The organism is Streptomyces sp. 378 (assembly GCF_030124145.1).
Taxonomy (GTDB): domain Bacteria; phylum Actinomycetota; class Actinomycetes; order Streptomycetales; family Streptomycetaceae; genus Streptomyces.
This window is the reverse complement of the sequence record NZ_JASKMS010000006.1, coordinates 147049-165450: the sequence shown is the minus strand read 5'-3', so window position 1 is coordinate 165450 and position 18402 is coordinate 147049. Positions and strand designations below refer to the sequence as shown.

Annotated in this window: 15 protein-coding genes, 1 tRNA gene and 1 pseudogene; 7 read left to right on the top strand and 10 right to left on the bottom strand. The window is 71.8% G+C overall.

Going from position 1 to position 18402, the window contains the following annotated elements; genetic code table 11:
• The first annotated feature begins 117 nt into the window (after positions 1-117).
• From QNO09_RS11190 to QNO09_RS11180, 3 genes are all read left to right on the top strand, one after another.
• Positions 118-2274 (top strand): transglycosylase domain-containing protein, encoded by a 2157-nt coding sequence (locus QNO09_RS11190; RefSeq protein WP_283970104.1) that lies wholly within the window; start codon positions 118-120, stop codon positions 2272-2274.
• A gap of 54 nt (positions 2275-2328) precedes the next feature.
• Positions 2329-3606: a polysaccharide deacetylase family protein gene (locus QNO09_RS11185; protein ID WP_283969966.1), complete on the top strand. Its 1278-nt coding sequence runs from the start codon at positions 2329-2331 to the stop codon at positions 3604-3606.
• Positions 3607-3728: 122 nt separating this feature from the next.
• A complete protein-coding gene (locus tag QNO09_RS11180; protein WP_283969965.1) occupies positions 3729-4883 on the top strand; it encodes an amidase domain-containing protein in 1155 nt (384 codons plus the stop codon).
• 19 nt (positions 4884-4902) lie between these two features.
• Here QNO09_RS11180 and QNO09_RS11175 read toward each other — a convergent pair whose 3' ends face one another.
• A complete protein-coding gene (locus QNO09_RS11175; protein WP_283969964.1) occupies positions 4903-6303 on the bottom strand; it encodes a coiled-coil domain-containing protein in 1401 nt (466 codons plus the stop codon).
• 74 nt (positions 6304-6377) lie between these two features.
• Positions 6378-7151, bottom strand: a complete 774-nt coding sequence (locus tag QNO09_RS11170) for a DUF4097 family beta strand repeat-containing protein (RefSeq protein ID WP_283969963.1) — start codon at positions 7149-7151, stop codon at positions 6378-6380.
• 210 nt (positions 7152-7361) lie between these two features.
• On the opposite strand from QNO09_RS11170, the gene QNO09_RS11165 reads away from it, so the two are divergent.
• Both QNO09_RS11165 and QNO09_RS11160 read left to right on the top strand, forming a co-directional pair.
• Positions 7362-7433, top strand: a tRNA-Val gene (locus QNO09_RS11165).
• 167 nt (positions 7434-7600) lie between these two features.
• A pseudogene (locus QNO09_RS11160) lies at positions 7601-8247 on the top strand (DUF305 domain-containing protein).
• A gap of 12 nt (positions 8248-8259) precedes the next feature.
• On the opposite strand, the gene QNO09_RS11155 reads toward QNO09_RS11160, so the two are convergent.
• Together QNO09_RS11155 and QNO09_RS11150 are read right to left on the bottom strand one after the other, a co-directional pair.
• Positions 8260-8613, bottom strand: a complete 354-nt coding sequence (locus QNO09_RS11155) for a DUF8825 domain-containing protein (protein ID WP_283969962.1) — start codon at positions 8611-8613, stop codon at positions 8260-8262.
• 51 nt (positions 8614-8664) lie between these two features.
• Positions 8665-9561 carry a ketopantoate reductase family protein gene (locus QNO09_RS11150; protein ID WP_283969961.1) on the bottom strand — a complete coding sequence of 299 codons (897 nt, stop codon included), beginning with the start codon at positions 9559-9561 and terminating at the stop codon, positions 8665-8667.
• Positions 9562-9663: 102 nt separating this feature from the next.
• Here QNO09_RS11150 and QNO09_RS11145 point away from each other — a divergent pair, with 102 nt between their 5' ends.
• Positions 9664-9894, top strand: coding sequence for a DUF2277 domain-containing protein (locus QNO09_RS11145; protein WP_283969960.1), 231 nt, complete (start codon positions 9664-9666; stop codon positions 9892-9894).
• Positions 9895-9918: 24 nt separating this feature from the next.
• On the opposite strand, the gene QNO09_RS11140 is transcribed toward QNO09_RS11145, so the two are convergent.
• From QNO09_RS11140 to QNO09_RS11115, 6 genes are all read right to left on the bottom strand, one after another.
• Positions 9919-11205, bottom strand: a complete 1287-nt coding sequence (locus QNO09_RS11140; protein ID WP_283969959.1) for a phosphatase PAP2 family protein — start codon at positions 11203-11205, stop codon at positions 9919-9921.
• A 130-nt stretch (positions 11206-11335) separates the two neighbouring features.
• Positions 11336-11932: a DedA family protein gene (locus QNO09_RS11135; protein ID WP_283969958.1), complete on the bottom strand. Its 597-nt coding sequence runs from the start codon at positions 11930-11932 to the stop codon at positions 11336-11338.
• Between the two features lie 286 nt (positions 11933-12218).
• Entirely contained in the window at positions 12219-12671 is a 453-nt protein-coding gene (locus QNO09_RS11130; protein WP_283969957.1) for a DoxX family protein, read from the bottom strand.
• 83 nt (positions 12672-12754) lie between these two features.
• On the bottom strand, positions 12755-14647 hold the full coding sequence (locus tag QNO09_RS11125) for an FAD/NAD(P)-binding protein (RefSeq protein ID WP_283970103.1): 1893 nt from the start codon (positions 14645-14647) through the stop codon (positions 12755-12757).
• A gap of 291 nt (positions 14648-14938) precedes the next feature.
• Positions 14939-16576 (bottom strand): alkaline phosphatase D family protein, encoded by a 1638-nt coding sequence (locus tag QNO09_RS11120; protein ID WP_283969956.1) that lies wholly within the window; start codon positions 16574-16576, stop codon positions 14939-14941.
• A gap of 74 nt (positions 16577-16650) precedes the next feature.
• Entirely contained in the window at positions 16651-17295 is a 645-nt protein-coding gene (locus QNO09_RS11115) for an HNH endonuclease family protein (protein WP_283969955.1), read from the bottom strand.
• A gap of 391 nt (positions 17296-17686) precedes the next feature.
• On the opposite strand from QNO09_RS11115, the gene QNO09_RS11110 reads away from it, so the two are divergent.
• Positions 17687-18268 (top strand): TMEM165/GDT1 family protein, encoded by a 582-nt coding sequence (locus QNO09_RS11110; protein WP_283969954.1) that lies wholly within the window; start codon positions 17687-17689, stop codon positions 18266-18268.
• Positions 18269-18402 lie beyond the last annotated feature (134 nt).

The window sequence follows — 18402 nt, the reverse complement described above, 5'->3', positions numbered from 1 at the left end:
GGATGGTGAGGACTCGCTGTCGTTGACCCAGGCAGCCGAGTCCTTCCGCGCGGAGCACCACCTGAGGGGGAGGGAGACGCAGTCGTGTCCAAGGCTGGGCAGGAACCGGACGAGACCATGCAGTTGAAGGTCCCGGGTTCCATGAACGCGGACGAGACCATGCTGTTGCGCGTCGTCGAGGTGGCCGCGACCGACCAGGCGAACACATCGTCCGGTGCGACTCCCGACGGGAGTGGTCCCGGCCGGTCGCGCCGTCGGCGCAGAGCCCCCCGGCCCTCCCTCCTGTCCCGTCTTCCCCCCGCACCCCCGGCGTTGGCGCGGCCGGCCACCCGCCTCGCCGCCGGCGCCCGCCGACTGCGGCCCCGTTACCCGCACGCCGACCGCACCGGCTGGCGCCGCTGGGCGCCCTCACTGCGGCAGTGGCTCGGTGCCGCGCTGACGCTCACCGGCCTGACGTTCGTCCTCCTGGGCTCCGCCTACGCCGCCACCGACATCCCCGAGAACCTCAACTCGTATGCCACACAGCAGGACAACGTCTACTTCTGGTCCGACGGGACGCCCATGGCCCGCACCGGCTGGGTGCGGCGGCAGGCGATGCCGCTGAAGGACATACCCGAGGACGTCCGCGACGCGGTGCTGGCGGCGGAGAACGCGAGCTTCTACAGCGACCCCGGCATATCCGTCACCGGCCTCACCCGCGCCCTGTGGCGCACGGTCGGCCGGGGAGACACCCAGGGCGGCTCCACCATCACCCAGCAGTACGTCAAGAACGTCTACCTCAGCCAGGACCGGTCCGTACGCCGCAAGTTCACCGAGGCCATGATCGCCCTCAAGCTCGACAACAGGATGAGCAAGGACGACATACTCGAGGGCTACCTCAACACGAGCTGGTTCGGCCGCGGCACCTACGGCATCCAGCGCGCCGCCCAGGCCTACTACGGCAAGGACGTCGGCGAACTCAACGTCAGCGAGGCCGCCTTCCTCTCCTCCCTCCTCAAGGGCGCGGGACTCTATGACCCGGCCCTGAGCCAGGCCAACCGCGCCCGGGCGGTGGAGCGCTGGACCTGGATCCTCGACCGCATGGTCGACATCGGCACCCTGTCGAAGGCCGAGCGGGCCCGGTACAAGGCGTTCCCCGAGCCGCTGGAGCGGGCGCCCGGGTTCGACACCGGCAAGCAGAGCGACTATCTCCTGGAACTGGCCGCCCAGTACGCCAAGAAGGCGGCGCACATCTCGGACAAGGAATTCGACTTCGGCGGCTACCAGATCTACACGACCTTCGACCGCAAGCAGGAGAGCGCGCTCACCGACGCCGTGTCCAAGGCCCGCAAGCAGGCGCGGAAAGAGGACCCGGCCAAGGCGAAGTCCCTGCACTTCGGCGCCGCCTCGGTGGCCACCGACGGCCGGATCCTCGCCATGCACGGCGGCCCCGACCACCGTACCCAGGGCTACAACGAGTCCAACGCGACCACCGTGCCCGCCGGTTCGGCCTTCCTGCCGTTCGTCTACGCCGCCGCCTTGGAGCACGGCGTGCACAAGACCCGGGAGGGCCCCGCGACCGAGGTCACCCCGCAGACGCTGTACGACGGGGACGACGGCATCGCCGTCAGGACCCCCGAGGGCCCCTACTGGGACCGTGGCGGCAAGCAGGTCACCTCCCACAACGACGGCAAGAAGTCCTACGGCCACATCAGCCTGAGCCGGGCGCTCGCCCTGTCGGTGAACACGCCGTTCATGCAGCTCGGCATGGACACCGGCCTGGACAAGGTGCGGGAGACCGCCCAGCGGGCAGGCCTGCTCTCCTCCAGCTTCGGACCGCAGGTGCCCGCGATGTCGCTGGGCAGTGCCACGCCCAGCGCCATCCGCATGGCCAGCGGATACGCCACGTTCGCCGCCGCCGGCACGCACGTCGAGCCGTACTCGGTGGCCCGGATCACCCGCAACGGCACCGAGGTCATGCTGACGAAACCCGCCTCCCGCCGTGCGGTGAAGGCGCACGTGGCCGCGGCGGTCCAGTCCGCCCTCACGGACGCCTTCCGCACCGCCCGTCCGGGGGTGGCCACGACCACCGCGGTGGCCGGGAAGGCCGGCACCACGCAGAACGACACGGCCGCCTGGTACGTCGGCACGGCCGACTCCGTGTCGACGGCCGTGGTGGCCTACCGCATCGACCTCGCCAAGAGCCTCGAACCCCTGCCGTTGAAGGGGATCGCGGGCTCCCTCGACGACAGCGTCCCGTACCGCATCTGGTCCGGTGCCCGCGGCATCGGATGACCCCCGCCCCGGCACCGACCCGTACCCCCCACCCCCTCGGAGAATGAGTCGCGCATGAATCCGCCGTCCGGCCGCCGCCGCCGACCCCGCGCACCCCGCCGCACCGCGTCCCCGAGGGTGCTGACCCTGGCGGCCATCCTCGTCGTCGCGTCGCTGGTCGCGGCCTATCTGGCCCTGGCCCCCTCGGACACCACCGCCCCGACCGCCTCCTCCGGGGCCGGCGCGGAGCCCTCGGCGAAGGCGGACCGGGAACCCGAGTGGGACGGCCGGACGAAGGTCCTGGGGGACGGCTCCACCTCCTACACCGGCCCCCCGAAGGGTCAGTTGAAGCCGGTGCCGCTCAAACCGGGTGAGAAGCCGCCCCAGTTCGTCGTCTTCTCCTGGGACGGTGCGCTGCAGGGCGACGACGGACTCTTCTCGCACTACCGGGAGCTGGCGAAGGAGTACGACGTCCACATGACCTTCTTCCTCACGGGCATCTACCTCCTGCCCAAGAGCAAGAAGGACCTCTACGCCCCGCCCCAGCACTCCAAGGGCTCGGCGGCGATCAGCTTCGCCACCGACGAGCACATCCGCACCACGCTGGAGCAGCTCGGCAAGGCGTGGCAGGACGGGAACGAGATCGGCACCCACTTCAACGGCCACTTCTGCGGCAAGAAGGGCGGCGGCGACTGGAGTGTCGCGGAGTGGAAGAGCGAGATCGACCAGTTCTACGACTTCGTCGAGAAGTGGAAGACCAACACCGGCTTCACGGACATCGACCCGCTGCCGTTCGACCTCAGGAAGGAGGTCACCGGCGGCCGGGCGCCCTGTCTGGAGGGCCAGGAGAACCTGCTGAAGGCCGCCAAGAGCTACAAGTGGCGCTACGACGCCAGCTCCGCGGGCGACTTCCAGATATGGCCCCGCAAGAAGAACGGCATATGGGACTTCCCGCTGCAGATGCTCCCTTACGAGGGTGGCAAGTACCAGGGCCTGTCGATGGACTTCAACTTTCTCTACAACCAGTCCGAGGGTGAGACCGAAGGCGACCCGGCGAAGTACCCCGAGTGGGAGGAGCAGACCGTCGCCTCCTACATGTCCGGCTTCAACCGCGTGTACTACGGCAGCCGGGCCCCGCTGTTCATCGGCAACCACTTCGAGGACTGGAACGGCGGCATCTACATGCGGGCCGTCGACCGGGTCATCAAGAACATGTGCACCAAGAAGGACGTCAAATGCGTGTCCTTCAGGGAACTGGCCGACTGGCTCGACGTGCAGGAGCCCGGGACCCTGCAACGACTGCGCGGCCTGGACCCGGCACAGTCGCCCGACTGGTCGACGGTAGTGAAGTGATCAGGTCCGAAAGTAACAGGCGCAACGCCCTTCACAGAGGCCGCACACTTCATGCAAAAATCTCCTACCCCGGTAACCCTTCGGCCGGGGCAAGAGGGGAAACACGAGTGAAATCAAGGAAATTGAGCGGAACGCGCCGTCGCGTCACGATACTCGGGGCCGCGGCGACCTCGGTCGTCGCCGGAGCCGCCCTGCTGCCCAACTGGAGCGCGGGCGCGGCGGTCAGCGACGACCCGACGGTGGACGCGCGGACCAGGGCCACCTTCCAGCGGCTGGCGGACGCGGTCTTCACCGACCGCACCAACGCGCTGGTCGACGGCGGGCAGGCCGACGCGGACAAGCCGCTGACCGACGGCTTCTCCGACGACGTCGAGCTGTCCTCGGGCACGGCCCGCACCGAGGACGCCACCCGGTCCGCGCTGGGGCAGCGCAAGCAGAAGCTGGCGAAGGCCGGCGAGAGGTACCGCGGCGCCAGCACCACCGTCACCCTGAACGCCACGCGGGTGACGGGCCGCACGGCCAAGGCGGAGGTCACCGAGACCACGACCCTGACCTACGCCCGGGCCCGTGACGACGCGCCGAAGACCACCGGATTCCAGGCCCGGCACGAGCTGACCTTCAAGGCCGACCGGCACGGCGACTGGCAGCTGACGGGCATCCGCGACGCCGACCAGGGCGGTCTCGCGGTGAACACGCTCTCCCAGCCCGCCCCCGTCAAGGCGACCACCGCCGCCGACACCATGCCGAACGCCCCGCGCGCGGCGACCACCCGCAACCCGGCCGCCGCTCCGAAGACCGGCACGACGTACGACTACAAGGCCATGGCGGCCTACGCCGAGAAGCACTGGAACGCCTACAACAAGGACTACCCGGACTTCGGCGGCCGCGGCGCGGGCGGCGACTGCACCAACTTCGTCAGCCAGTCCCTGAAGGCGGGCGGCTGGAAGCACGTCCCCGGCTACGTGTACGACTACACCAGGTGGTTCGGCAACGCCGACATCCAGTCGCACTCGTTCATCGGCGTCAACGAATGGTCCTGGTTCGCCCAGAACTCCAAGCGGACCAAGCCCCTCGCCAACGTCTTCCAGCTCGAGGTCGGTGACGTCCTCCAGCTGGACTTCGACCGGGACGGGTCCAAGGACCACACGATGATCGTCACGTACAAGAGCGGTGGTGTGCCGTACGTGACCTACCACTCCAACAACACCTTCCGCAGGTCGGTGGCGAGCCTCGTCGCGTCGTACCCGAACGCGTACTACTACGCCTACCGCACCTGAGACCGGACCGGGGCCGGGCTCAGTGCCCGGCCCCTCGTTCCTCGCGGATCCCGGAGACCACGCGGGCCACCGTCCGGCGGACCGCCTCCGTCTCCGTGAGGAAGTGCCAGTAGTCGGGGTGACGCTCCTCCAGGAGGGCGATGGCGCGGTCCAGGCGGGACACGGCGTCGTCCAGGGGGCGGGCGTGGCGCGGGTCGGGGGTGTTGCGGCCGGCCATGGCGAGCCGCTGGGCGTCGCGGATGGCGAAGCGGGTGCGCTCGATCTCCTGCTGGGCGTCCTTCTGCACGGCGTTCAGCCGGTGCAGCCGGTCGCCGGCGGCCGAGACGGCCTCGTCGGTGCTGTTCAGCAGGGCCCGTACGGTCGACAGCAGGGCGGTGGCGTCGGCCCAGCGCTGCTCGCCGCGGGCGGTGTGCGCCTCGGCCAGTCTGGTCTCGGCCCGGCGGACGTTCTCCGCGGCGGAGTCGGGGACGTGCTGCAGGTCCTGCCAGCAGGCCGCGGTGAAGCGGCGGCGGAGTTCGCTCAGAGTCGGTTCGACCTGCTCGGAGCGGGTGGTGAGGGCCTGGGCGCGGGTGCGCAGGGAGACCAGCCGGCGGTCGATCTCTGCGGCACGGTCCGGCAGCCGCTCGGCCTCCACACGGACCGCCTCGGCCTCGCGGGTGACCCGCTCGGCCCGCTCCAGGGTCTGCGGCACACCGTGCTGCCCGGCGCCCTGGTTCAGCTTGGTGAGCTCCGGGGAGAGGGCGGCGAGCCGGGCGGCGAGGTCGTCCGCCTTCAGGCCCGAGGCCCGGACGGCGTCGAGGGCGTTGGAGGCGGCGAGCAGGGCCTGCCGGGCGCGTTCGACCGCGGGGGCGAGACGGGCCAATTGCGTCTCGGCCTTGCCGAGGAGGGGGCCGAGGCCGTCGGTGAAGCGGTCGAGCTCCTGCTTGACCCGGCCGAGTTCCTCCTTGGCGGCGGTCAGCTCGCCGCGGGCGCGGGAGGCGGCGGAGGCCTCCAGGTCGTCGCGGTCGAGATCGTGGGCGTCGACGGCGTTGATGTACCGGTGGCTGGCCTCGTCGATGCGCCGGCCGAGGGCGTCGAAGTCGGCGACGACGCGTCGGGCGGCGGGGGAGTCGTCGACGGCGGTGATCGTCTCGATCGAGATGCGCAGGTCGCGCTGGGCGGTGTCCAGCTCGTAGAAGGCCGCCGCGGCGGCGTCCTTCGCGGCCTGGGCCTCGGCCCGCTGGTTCTCGGCCCGGCCGCCGAACCAGCGCCGGGTGCCCCCGCCCGCGAAGGCGGCGGGCAGGGCCAGCGCGGCCAGCAGCGGCAGCATCGTCAGAGCGAGCGTGTCGCGGAGCGGGCCGGGAGTGCGGCGGTCGCGGCGGCGCGGACGATGCGCGCGCGACACCGACGGCGAGTACGGCTGCGCTGGTGTCGCCGTCACATCCCTCTCCCGTGCTGTGGTCCACCCTGCCCGGTGTCATTCTCCCACCCGTAGAGGACGAACACACGGGCCGGTCAGTTCGCCGTTCGCACCGTCACTTTCCCGTCACCGGTGTGAGCGGAGACCACATGGGAGCTGCTCTCGCTGCGGGGCACGGACACATCGACGCCGCCGTCGCCGGTCTCGGTGGTCACGCGGTACGTGGCCCGGGGCAGTGCGATGGTCACGGAGCCGTCGCCGCTGCGGGACTCCACCCGGTCCGGTACGACACCGAGTTCGAGGCGGACCGAGCCGTCGCCGGTGTGGGTGCGGACCTCGCGGGAGGAGACGTTCGCCCGGATGGACCCGTCACCGGTGCGCAGCTCCAGGGGGCCGGTGGTGTCGGTGACGCGGACGGAGCCGTCGCCGGTGCGGATGTCCAGGGGGTCGCGGAATCCCCGGGCGCGGACGCTGCCGTCGCCGTCCCGCACCTTCACGGTGATGCCGCGGGGCACCTCGATGCGGTGCTTGGCCGAGCAGTCGGCGACGACGCCGGAGCACTTCAGCCGCAGCACCAGGCGGTCGTCCCGCATGTCCCAGGTGACCTCGGGCTCCTCGCCGACGACGACCGACCCCTTGAACCAGCGGGTGACCTCGATCCTGCCCGCCGCGTTGTCGCCGTCGGCGACGATCTCCAGGGCCGAGTCGTCGGAGTCGACGGTGAGGGTGCGGCCCTGGAGGCCGAAGGACCGGTGGTCGGGGTCCGTGTCGTCCCCGGCGGACGCCCCGCAGGCGCTGAGACCGGCGACGAGCACGACGACGGCACCGGCGAGGGCGGTGGCGCGGGCGGTGGCGGTGAGTGCGGTCATGACGGTCTCCCCCTGGACGGACGGCAGGCGCTGCGGTGCGCTCTACGACCGTATGGATCCGGGGCCCACCGGGGGATCCGGGCCACTCCCGGATCGGGGGTGGGGTTAACCCCAGGTGCGGGACCTCGGGGTCCCGCGATACGGGTTTGCGGGACCGTGCCCCGGGCAATGTAGGCTGTCGACTCGTCCTGGACGCGTGGTCCGGGAGCCGGGTGCGTAGCTCAGGGGTAGAGCGCCTGCCTTACAAGCAGGATGTCGGCGGTTCGAAACCGTCCGCGCCCACGGTACCGAGCAGCAGCCGAGAGGCCCCCAGGACTTCCTGGGGGCCTTCCTTGTGACATGCCCGGCGCCAAGCGCCGGGGGCGGTCGGTAGTTCGCGTCGGCGAGGAGCTCGCCGTCCTTGCCGTAGCCGGGGGCGAGGCCGTTCTTCGGCAGGCAGGAGTTCACGCATGAGCAGCAGCATTCGTACCCTGGCGCGCCGGACCGCCCTGGTGGCGGCGACGGGGGCCGCGGCGGTCGTCCTCGCGGCCTGTGGCGATGACGGCGCCGACCGGGCCGTCGGCAACGGCGACGCCGGAAGCCGCGGTCCCATCGGGACCCGGTCCTCCACCGGCGCCCACAACCCCCAGGACATCGCCTTCGCGCAGGGCATGATCCCGCACCACCGGCAGGCGCTGGAGATGGCGCGGCTGGGCCGTGGCCGGGCCACCTCCGGGGCGGTCAAGGATCTCGCCGGGCGGATCGAGAAGGCGCGGGATCCGGAGATCCGGACCATGACCGGCTGGCTGAAGACCTGGGGCGCGGACGCTCCCGCGTCCACGGGTGGCGGCGTGGATCGCTCCGGCTCGGGCCACTCCGGTAGGCCCGGCATGATGGGCGAGCAGGACAGGGTCGCGCTGGAGCGGCTGACGGGCAAGGCCTTCGACGTCCAGTTCCTGACCCTGATGGTCGAGCACCACGAGGGGCCGTGGAGATGGCCCGGACCGAGCAGCACAAGGGCCGCTACGGCCCCGCCCAGGCCATGGCCGACGACATCGTCACCGCCCGGCAGGCCGAGATCCGTGAGATGAACGGCATGCTGGGCGGCAAGGGCTGATCCCCTCGGGCGTCAGGATGTTCCGCCGGTCTCCTCCGGCGGGACCTCGTGCGCGTGCTTCAGCCCCGAGCGGGCCGCCACCCGCTCGGGGCCGGTGAGTTCGGACCAGTAGCGGTGGGTGCTCACGAGCACCGCGAGTTCGTGCTCCCGCCGCCGGAGTTTCTCCACTTCGGCCTGTTCGTCGGCGGTCCAGCCGGGCGAGGCGGGGCGTTCCACCTTGCGCCAGCCGTTGTCGTCGCTGAAACCGTCCAGCGGCTCCACCGACCAGGGAAGCCGCTTCAGCAGGGCCGAGAGCTCGGCCCGGACCTGATGGAGTTCCTCCTGACCGGCCAGGAGGTCACTCGGAAAGTCATAGGTCGTAGCCACGACCCAATGATACGCCTGTTCGAATTTGGCAGGCGAGTTCCTTCCCGTGGTTCAGGAGGACGGTTGTACCTCGCCCACCACCCGGGCCACCACCGGAGCCGGGATCCCGTGCCGCTCGGCCGCGCGGAGCAACGCGCCGCCGATGGCGTCCAGTTCGAGGGGCCGGCCGGCCTCGGCGTCGCGCTGCATCGAGGACTTCGTCGACGGCGGGAAGGCGTCGTAGCGGGTGAGGGCCTGGGCCGGGTCCGCCGGGCCGCCGCACGCGCGGCTGATCGCGGCGGTCTCCTCCACCAGGGCCGTCAGCTCGTCGCGGTGGCGGGTGCGGACCTCGCCGAGAGGGAGGCCGTAGCGGGTGGTCAGCAGGGCGAACGGCGCCAGGAACGACATCTTCGCCCACAGGGCCGCCGTCTCGTCCTCCAGCACACGGGTGGCCGGACCGGCTGCGGCGAGGGCCTCGGCGAGGGCGTCGAGGCGGGCCCGGGGCACGTCCGTGCCGGTCAGGTCGATCTCCGCGAAAGGGCTGTCGTGTTCGACGACGCCCGGGGCCACGCGGGTCGACTCGACGCGGATGACGGCGGGGGCGACGCGGTCGGGACGGTAGCGGGCGCGCAGGGCCGCCGGGTGTTCCACACCGTTCAGGAACGGCACGAGAAGGCCGTCGGACAGCACCGGTGCGGGCACCCGCGCCAGTGCGGCGTCGAGGGCGGTGTGCTTGACGGTGACCAGGCACGCGTCGACCGGTTCCCGCAGTTCGGTGTCGGCCTCGACGCGGGCGGTGAAGCCGCCGAAGCGGGCGCTGCGGACCTGGAGGCCGTCGGCGCGCAGGACCTCGGCGGTCTTCTCGCCGGACAGGCAGATCACGCGGTGTCCGGTGCGGGAGAGCAGGGCGGCGAGCAGGCCGCCCACGCCGCCCGGGCCCAGGACGGCCACGGTGAGTTGGTTCGCCACGAGGAGTTCCTCTCGTCGGTCGGCCCCGGGACGGTGGCCGCCTGGGAGCGATCCTGGCAGGTATCGCTGTCGTAGGAGGGCCGGAGGGGTGAGACTGGGGGCATGTGCCGGAGTATCAAGACGCTGCGTCCGCCCGCGATGCCCGAAGAGGCCACCGAGGCGGACGTGCGCGCCGCCGCCCTGCAGTACGTGCGGAAGGTCTCGGGCTTCCGCGCCCCCGCCGCTCACAACCAGGAGGTGTTCGACCGCGCCGTGGAGGCCGTCGCGCGGGCCACGGCCGAGTTGCTGGACGGTCTCGAGGTCCGCGGGGCCGCGGCCAGGAAAGCGGGCTAGCACCCGGCTCGTGGTCTGGGGGTCTCAGACCGCCAGTTCGGGCCGCGGTTCCGCTTGCGGCACGGGTGCGGCCTTCGCTTCCCACAGTGCGGTGGTCCGCCGGTAGCCGTAGACCACCGAGGCCATCGCCAGCAGCAGGAGGGGGCCGGCGAGCCACGGGTACGCGGCCATCTCCAACGGCAGGAAGCGGTAGGACGCCAGCAGCGCCGCGAAGACGATCGTCCCGTAGGCGATCAGCCACGTACCCGCGCGGTCCCAGCCGAGGTCGTACGTGCGCAGCGCGGCCTCGACCGTGTACGCGAACACCACGCCGGCGACGAGGTCCACGCCGTAGTGCCAGCCGAAGCCCAGGGTGGCGGCGAGGGTGGCGATCAGCCAGAACGTGCCGGCGAGGCGCAGCGCGCGCGGTCCCGTGCGGGAGTGGATGAAGATCGTGGTGGCCCATGCCGTGTGCAGGCTGGGCATGCAGTTGCGCGGGGTGATCTCGTCGAACGGCAGCTCGTACGGGGCGATGATCGGCGGCAGGGTGTTCGGCCACAGGTCGGCGGCCGCCCAGTGCCCGCCCTCGGGGCCGTAGGCGAAGATCGGACCGACCACGGGGTAGATCATGTAGATGGCCGGTCCGAGCAGGCCGATCAGCAGGAAGGTGCGCACCAGGTGGTGGCGCGGGAAGCGCTGTTCGGCCGCCACGTCGCGCAATTGGTACAGCGCCACACAGACCGCGGCCACCGCGAGCTGGGCGTAGACGTAGTCGAGGGCGTGCTCGCCGATCGGGCCGCTCGCCTCGAGGAGCCGGCCCGCAAGCCACGACGGGTTGCCCAGCGCGTGATCGGCCATGGCGATGTACGGGTCGAGTGTGATCGGGCGGGTCTCCGAGGTGATCAGCAGCCAGGTGTCACCGGTCTTGCGGCCGGTCACCAGCAGCAGACCGAGCCCCACACCCTTCAGCATCAGGACGCGTTCGGGGCCGGTGCGGCGGGTGAGAGCGATGACCGCACAGCCCAGGATCACCCACAGCGCGCCGTTGCCGAACGGGTGGCCTTCGACGGGAAGGGTGCCGGTCGCCCAGCGGACCAGCAGGAAGACGAGGTCGATGCCGATCGCGGTGCCGAGGGCCGTGAGCCGTTGCCGCCAGGTGAGCACCACCATCATCAGCGCCATGCTGGCGTACAGGAGGAACCCGGACTTGGGCGCGTGGATCACCTCGCGGGCCTGCGTGGTGATCGGCCCCGGTATGCCGAGGTGGTGCGCCACGACCTGGAGCGCGATCAGGAAACCGAGAGTGATCACGCCGGCCGTGATCCACAGCATCGCCCGGGGGTGCCGTCGCGCGGCGAGCGTGATCCGTCTGGTGCGAGAGGTTTCCCGGGACGCCGTGGTGGTCAATGTCTCAGCCGCTTCCAGGTCTCTGAGTGGTCGTGGTGGTCGGTCGCAGCGAGGGCTACGAGGTCCGCGGCTCGCGCCGCATCACATACGCCGCCCCTGCTCCGGCGCCGAACAGGGCCCCCACCGACACCGCCGTCGCCGCCCAGCTCGCGCCCAGCCAGTGGGCGCCGAAGTAGCCGAGGGCGACGCTGTAGGCGGCCCAGGTGAGACCGGCCAGGGCCGACCAGGGCAGGAAGTCGCGGGCGCGGCGGTGGGCGGCGCCCGCGCCGAGGGAGACCACCGAGCGGCCGGCGGGAGCGAAGCGGGCGAGGACGACGAGGGCGCCACCGCCTTGGGCGAGGGCCGCTCCGAGACGCTCCTGCGCGGTGGTCAGACGCCGGGAGCGGGAGATCGCCCGGTCCAGCCGGGCGCCGCCGCGCCAGGCGAGCCGGTAGGCCACCAGGTCACCCAGGACGGAGGCGGTGGCCGCGCAGAGGGTCAGGGCGAGGACGTCGGGCACGTCGGTCGCGGTGCCCGCCGCCGCGGCCGTGGCCGCCATGATCACCAGCACGCCGCTGGGCAGCACCGGCAGGAACACGTCGAGCAGGACGGACACGGCCACCGCCGCGTAGATCCATGGGCTGGCGACCAGCAGCCCCACTTGCTCCAGCACCGCAACTCCCCGTGATTCCCCCGTGGGCCAGACCGTGCCGCGGTGGCGCGGGGGGAGCGGCAGGAGTGGCCATGACAGCCATAGAGCGTACGCCCGGGGTGTGACGGGCGGTTCACGGGGGGCTCATACGTTCGGTGCGTACTGTTCACCTCGTCACGGATCGCCCCGATTGTCACGGGATGCGCGCCGGTCGTCACCGTCGCCCGGATCGACGGCCGGTGTGGACGGAGCGGCGCCTTCCCCCCGGGGGGAAGGCGCCGCTGGTGTGTCCGGACGGCCGGGTGGCTCAGGCGGCCACCGGGGTCTGCCCCGCGGAGCGCTGTTCCTGCGTCGCGGTCCGCCTGGTCAGCAGCCGGTCCAGGCCGAACGCGCCGGACCCCGTGAAGATCAGCAGGAACATGGCCCAGCAGTACATGGCCGCGCCCTCGCCGCTGTTCTGGATCGGCCACAGGGCCTCGGGCTGGTGGACCTTGAAGTACGCGTAGGCCATCGCGCCGGAGGAGATGAACGCCGCTATGCGGGTGCCGAGGCCCAGCAGGACCAGGACGCCCCCGACGAGTTCGATGACGGCCGCGTACCAGTTCGGCCAGGCGCCGGTCGCGGCGGTGCCGCCCTTGCCGTCCACGCCGCCGAGGACGCCGAAGAGCGCGACGGCGCCGTGGCAGGCGAACAGCAGACCGACGACGATCCGGAACAGGCCGAGCGCATACGGCTGGGCGCCGTTGAGGCGAGCGGTCATGAGGGGGGTTTCTCCTTCGGTTGGCCGGCCATGGAGAGGCCGGTCGGGGACGGATACCGCGGAGTAACCCACGTTAGGTGTGCCTAATTGATGCTTTCAAGTTCAACATTTGGCCACCGTTGCGCCTCCCGCTGGGGCCCCGTTCCTGGTCCAGCCGCACGTAGAACGGCTCTGGCCACCGCATCCGCGTCCGAAAGAGTGACCGAATCCACCCCTGGGCGGGCTCCCGCGGCAGTGACCCAGTGCACGCCTTCTGTCGGCACTCCGAACGCGAACAGCCTTTTGTGTGCAATTCCTTGACGATCCATCAGCCGATAGGGGCGCGGGGTGACATCCAACCCGCCCGTCTCGTAACCGTCCACGGTGTGCGGGCGGCACCGCCCGCTCCGCAGCAGGCCGGCCAGCAGGTCGTCGGCGGTGCGCCGCAGGTCGGGTTCGGGCAGTCGGGCCTCTATGAGCGTCGACACACGGGCGGCCGAGCCCGGTACGTCGGGGGAGTGCGCCGCCCAGGCCCCGTCCTCGTCCGACACCCGCAGCCGCGGCCCGAGCACCCGCACCACCCCCGCCTCCACCAGGGCCGCGAGTTCCTCGATGCGGCGCCGCGGCGGGCCGATGGACAGGAACGCGTTCAGCGGTGTGTACCAGCGGTCCAGGTGGTCCCGGCGGGAGGCGCCGGCGAGACCGCCGTGGTCGACGATCAGCCGGAGCTCGTTGCGCAGGTCGCGCAGCACGTCGAGAGCCGCCTTCGACGGGCCGTGCACATTGCCCAGGGCGGCCTGTGCCGCGTCCTCGCGCAGATACGACAGGAGCCAGTCGCGCCACTCACCGGCATGGGCGAACTCCCGGCCGCTGTACGGGCGCGAGATCCGCTCCCAGCACCAGCGGTCGGCCTCCGGCACCCCGAACGCGTCCAGCAGGGACGCCGCCTCCAGGGGATCGCCGTGCGGGAGGGCGAGGAAGCGGTCGGTGAACTCCCGCTCCCGCCCCGCGCGTGCCCCGGCCCGCCTCAGCAGCGCGGCGTAGTAGACCGCCTCCACCTCCTTCGCCACCAACGGCCATATCTCCGTGAGGAAATCGGGTGCCTCCCCGGAGTCGGCGCGCTTGCGGAAGCCCGCGATCACCTCCGGGGTGAGGGCCAGCGGGACGTGCCGGCCGTACGGCCCCTTCGCGTTGTCGCCGCGCGCCTGGTAGGGGACGCCGCGCCGCGAACCGGCGAAGAGCCGCGGCTCACGGCCGGAGGGGAGGTAGCGCAGCCCTTCGGCGTCCCGGAGGAAACGGCCTCCCCGGCCGGTCGTCAGCAGAGCCGTGTGGTCGAAGAAGTTGAGACCGAGGCCGCGCAGCAGGACGGGCTCGCCCGGGGGTATGGAGGACAGGTCGACGTCGGCCGGGTTGGCGGGTGGGACGTGGCGCAGACCGTGGTGTGCGGCGTGGGCCGCCAGGCGCCGCAGCTCGGGGCCGGCGGCCGCCGGCAGGTGTCCCTGGGTCAGGACGACCGCGGACAGGCCGGTCAGGGCGCGGCCGTCGTCGAGGGTGAGGCTCTGGCGGTCGCCGGGGGTGTCGTCGAGCCGTACCGCACGGGCCCGGTGGGTCTCGACCCGTACACCCGGCGGCGCTTGCCGCACGACCTCGGCGAACACCCACTCCAGATAACGGCCGTAGTCGGCCCTGGCCGGGTACTCGTCCGGGCCCAGGCCGCCGCCCGCCCACTCGTACAGGCTCGGCCCCGGGCGGACCGGCCCCGAGCAGTCCACGCTGTCGTCGGTGAACAGGGTCACCTGGCAGGCCACGGTGTTCATCAGCAGCTCGGGCGACTGGTCGGTGCGCCACACGCGGCCGGGGCCGGGCGGAGCCGGGTCGACCACATGGACCGTCAGCCGGGCCCCCGGCGCCAGGAGTTCCGGGGCGGAGGCGCACAGGCGTTCCAGGACGCTGGTGCCGCGCGGTCCGGCGCCCACCAGGGCGACGGAGACATCCACGGGTCTCGCGGCCCCCGCGGAGCCCTCGGCCGGTACGGATTCCTCGGTTTCCTCGGGCGACGCAGGCAAGGGTGGTACTCCCGGGCGTGTGGGGCGCGTGTCGGCGGTCCGCCGGGCAGGAAGCGGACGGTCCGCCTCATCATGCCGTCGCCGGGAGCGGTGACCAGGGTTCGTGGGGAAGGATTGACGGTCGCTGTGGTATGCCTCACTAGCATCACGGACATCGCCGACCATCACCGGACATCGCCGAACACAGCGGAGGCAATCAGGTCGAACAGGTGCGTCAGGGTGTCAGGGTGCGAGTTCGGTGTCCAGGAGTGTCGTCAGGCTCGGCCCCGCCCCCTGCCGGGCCTTGGCGTGCTCCAGCCGCAGCCGCGCCGAACGGCCGCGCAGGGTCAGCGTCATGAGCTGGTTGCCGAACCAGGGGCCGCCCGTCTTGCGCCAGCTGACCGGCGGGTCCGGGAGGCGGGCGTGCCGGGCGAGACCGCGGCCGAGGCCCCGGGCCATCGCGCTCCAGCCGATGCGGAACGCCAGACGCATCGACAGCGGGACCGAGTTGTGGACGGGCGAGCACACCAGCTGCATCACCCGGGCGTCCGGACCGGAGCCCGGCCACGAGGGCTCGGCGATGTAGGCGTGGTGCACATCGCCGGACAGCACGCACACCGTCGCCGGGGCGTCCCGCCCCGAGCCCGCCTCGGCGATCAGCTCCGCCAGCCCCGCGAAGGACTCGGGGAACGCCGACCAGTGCTCCAGGTCGGCGGCGCGCCGCACCTTCTCACCGAACCGCGCCCACCGGGCGCCCCGCTCTCCGCCGCACAGCGCCGCGTTCCACCCCTCGGCGTCGTGCACCAGATGCGGCAGCAGCCAGGGCAGCGAGGTGCCGATCAGCAGGTGGTCGTACGCCTCGGGGGTGTCCCGGACCTGCTCGCGCAGCCAGGCGTCCTCGCCCGGGTCGAGCATCGCGCGCTCGTCCTCGACCAGGACCCGGGCGGCCCGGCTGTCCACCATCACCAGGCGTACGCGCCCGAAGTCGCGCCGGTAGCTCCAGCGGACCGAGGCGGCGTCGGCGTCGGCCCGGGCGGCGAAGGCGCGCAGCACGTCGGTGCCGTCGGAGGCCTCGCACACCGCCTCGTACACCGGGTCGGCCGCCAGCTCCTGGAGGGAGAGGTTCCCGAGGTGCTGGTGGACCCAGTACGACATCAGGCCGCTCAGCAGCCGCTCCTGCCACCAGTCGGTGGAGCGCATGTCGGCGAGCCAGGCGGCGGAGGTGTTCCAGTCGTCGATGACGTCGTGGTCATCGAAGATCATGAAGCTGGGCACGGTGGACAGCAGCCAGCGGATGCGCGGGTCGAGCCATGACTCGTAGTAGAGGTGGGTGTATTCCTCGTAGTCCGCGACTCCGTTGCCCGGCCCCTCCTTCAGGTCGCGGCGGCCCGCCAGCCAGCGTTGCGTGGAGTCGGAGGTCTCGTCGGCGTAGACCTGGTCGCCGAGCAGCAGCAGGACGTGCGGCCGCTCGCCCTCCGGGTCGGCCGTGAGGCGGGTGGCGAGGGCGTCCAGGGCGTCCGGGCCGACGGGGTCGTCGCCGCCCGCCGGCGGGGAGGCCCAGCGGCAGGAGCCGAAGGCCACGTCGAGGGCGTCCTCCGGCCCCGGCGTGTGGATCGCCGAGGGCGGGAAGGGGGAGCCGGGCGGCGGCCACACCTGTGTGCCGTCGAGGAACACCTCGTACGTCGTGGTCGTGCCGGCCGTGAGGCCGGTCACCGGGACCAGCGCGTAGTGGTGGCCCGCGATCTGGAAGCTGCGGGCCGTGCCGCCTGCGCCGTCGGCGCAGCGCACCTCGGCGGCGCACGGACGGCTCGTCTCGACCCACACGGTCGCGGACGAGCCGTCGGTGTACCTCAGCAGCGGTCCGAGGCGCAGTGCGCTCATGTCGTTCCCCTTCCGTCGCCCCGTACGGTACGGAACGACGGAGGTCAGCGGGAAGGTCGGCGCGAATCAGCGTGTCAGCAGCTCGCCAGGTGGTTCTGCAGCGCGGACTTCTCGGCCGAGTCGACCGAGAGGTCGTAGTAGTACTTCACCTGCACCCAGGCCCGGACGTAGGTGCAGCGGTACGCCGTCCGGGAGGGCATCCAGGTGGCCGGGTCCTGGTCGCCCTTGGACTGGTTGACGTTGTCGGTGACCGCGATGAGCTGCGGGCGGGTGAGGTCGTTGGCGAACGACTGGCGGCGGGACGTCGTCCAGGAGTCGGCGCCGGAGTCCCAGGCCTCGGCCAGCGGGATCAGGTGGTCGATGTCGACGTCGGAGGCGGCGGTCCAGGTGGCGCCGTCGTAGGGGGAGTACCAACTGCCGCTGGTGGCGGCGCAGGAGGAGTTCTGCTGGACGTTCGAGCCGTCGCGCTTGAGGACGACCTCGCGGGTGTTGCAGGCGCCGGACTGGGTGATCCAGTGCGGGAAGAGGTCGCGGTCGTAGCCGGTGCGGTCCTCGGCCGTCACGGTGAGGGTGGCGAGGTAGGAGCGGGCGGTGGCGCCGCTCACGGGGGTGGGGAGGGCGGCGGAGGCCGTGGGGGCGTTGAAGAGGGCCACGGAGGATATGAGGGCGGTGGCCGCCGCGGCCACGCTCAGCCGTCGACGCGCGTAGAACCTGGGCATGCGGACTCCCTGGGGAGAAGGGGGTGTTGGCGTGCGAGCGAGGGGAATACTCGCGGTGCCGTGTTGCGCACAGGTGTGCGCCCGGTGAGAAGTTAATGACGCGTCCATGACATGACAAGGTTCCGGCCGAAAGTTTTCACGCCGGGGGCGTCGCGTAGCATGGACGGCGCAGAAGGGGAGTAGCTCTTCGCCGGACCGTCGACATACTGCTCAGCTCGCCTGAGCCGGCGCCCGGAGGCCGGTCCTTGCCAGGACCCGCCAGCGAGACCTTCGGCAAAGCAGTGCACGCCCGTGCCCCCCGGCGCGGGCGCCGAGTGCGCTGCCGTGCCGAGGTGTCGTGTGCGAAGGTCCAGCACTCTCGGCGGGGCAGCCCCGACCGATTGAGGAACCCTTGATCAGCCTGACCGTGACGGCCGTCGTCTTCGGCGTCGTCTTCCTGGCGGAACTGCCGGACAAGACCGCCCTCGCCGGCCTCGTCCTCGGCACCCGCTACCGCGCCTCCTACGTCTTCGCCGGGGTCGGCGCCGCCTTCGCGCTGCACGTCGTGCTCGCCGTCGCCGCCGGCAGTGTGCTGACGCTGCTGCCGCAGCAGATCGTGCAGGCCCTCACGGGCGTGCTCTTCCTGGGCGGGGCCGCGGTGCTGCTGCTGAGGAAGGGTGAGGACGAGGAAGAGGTCCGCAAGCCGGAGAACCAGTCCTTCTGGAAGGTCTCCGGTGCCGGTTTCATGCTCATCCTGGTCGCCGAGTTCGGCGATCTCACCCAGATCATGACCGCGAACCTGGCCGCCCGCTACGACGACCCGCTCTCCGTCGGCCTGGGAGCGGTGCTCGCGCTGTGGGCCGTGGCCGGGCTCGGCATCGTCGGCGGCAAGGCGCTGATGAAGAAGGTGCCGCTGCGGCTGATCACCCAGATCGCGGCGCTGGTGATGCTGGCGCTCGGGGTCTGGAGCCTGTGGGAGGCCGTGACCGGCTGAGCCGGGCGAGCTGAACGGCGGGTGAACGTCCGCGGGGGCCCCTGGCGCGAAGGCGGACTTGTTTTGTACCGTAGAGAAACAAAGTGGCCTCCGCCCGTTTTCCCTGACCGGCGGGCGGGGCCGCCTTGTCCCTC

Coding starts and splice junctions, on each gene's coding strand:
- QNO09_RS11140 (WP_283969959.1), bottom strand. CDS start 11,205: ATGCTGTGGATCACGGCCGGCGTGATCACTCTCGGTTTCCTGATCGCG.
- QNO09_RS11130 (WP_283969957.1), bottom strand. CDS start 12,671: ATGACCGCTCGCCTCAACGGCGCCCAGCCGTATGCGCTCGGCCTGTTC.
- QNO09_RS11185 (WP_283969966.1), top strand. CDS start 2,329: ATGAATCCGCCGTCCGGCCGCCGCCGCCGACCCCGCGCACCCCGCCGC.
- QNO09_RS11145 (WP_283969960.1), top strand. CDS start 9,664: ATGTGCCGGAGTATCAAGACGCTGCGTCCGCCCGCGATGCCCGAAGAG.
- QNO09_RS11120 (WP_283969956.1), bottom strand. CDS start 16,576: ATGAGCGCACTGCGCCTCGGACCGCTGCTGAGGTACACCGACGGCTCG.
- QNO09_RS11170 (WP_283969963.1), bottom strand. CDS start 7,151: ATGACCGCACTCACCGCCACCGCCCGCGCCACCGCCCTCGCCGGTGCC.
- QNO09_RS11190 (WP_283970104.1), top strand. CDS start 118: ATGCAGTTGAAGGTCCCGGGTTCCATGAACGCGGACGAGACCATGCTG.
- QNO09_RS11115 (WP_283969955.1), bottom strand. CDS start 17,295: ATGCCCAGGTTCTACGCGCGTCGACGGCTGAGCGTGGCCGCGGCGGCC.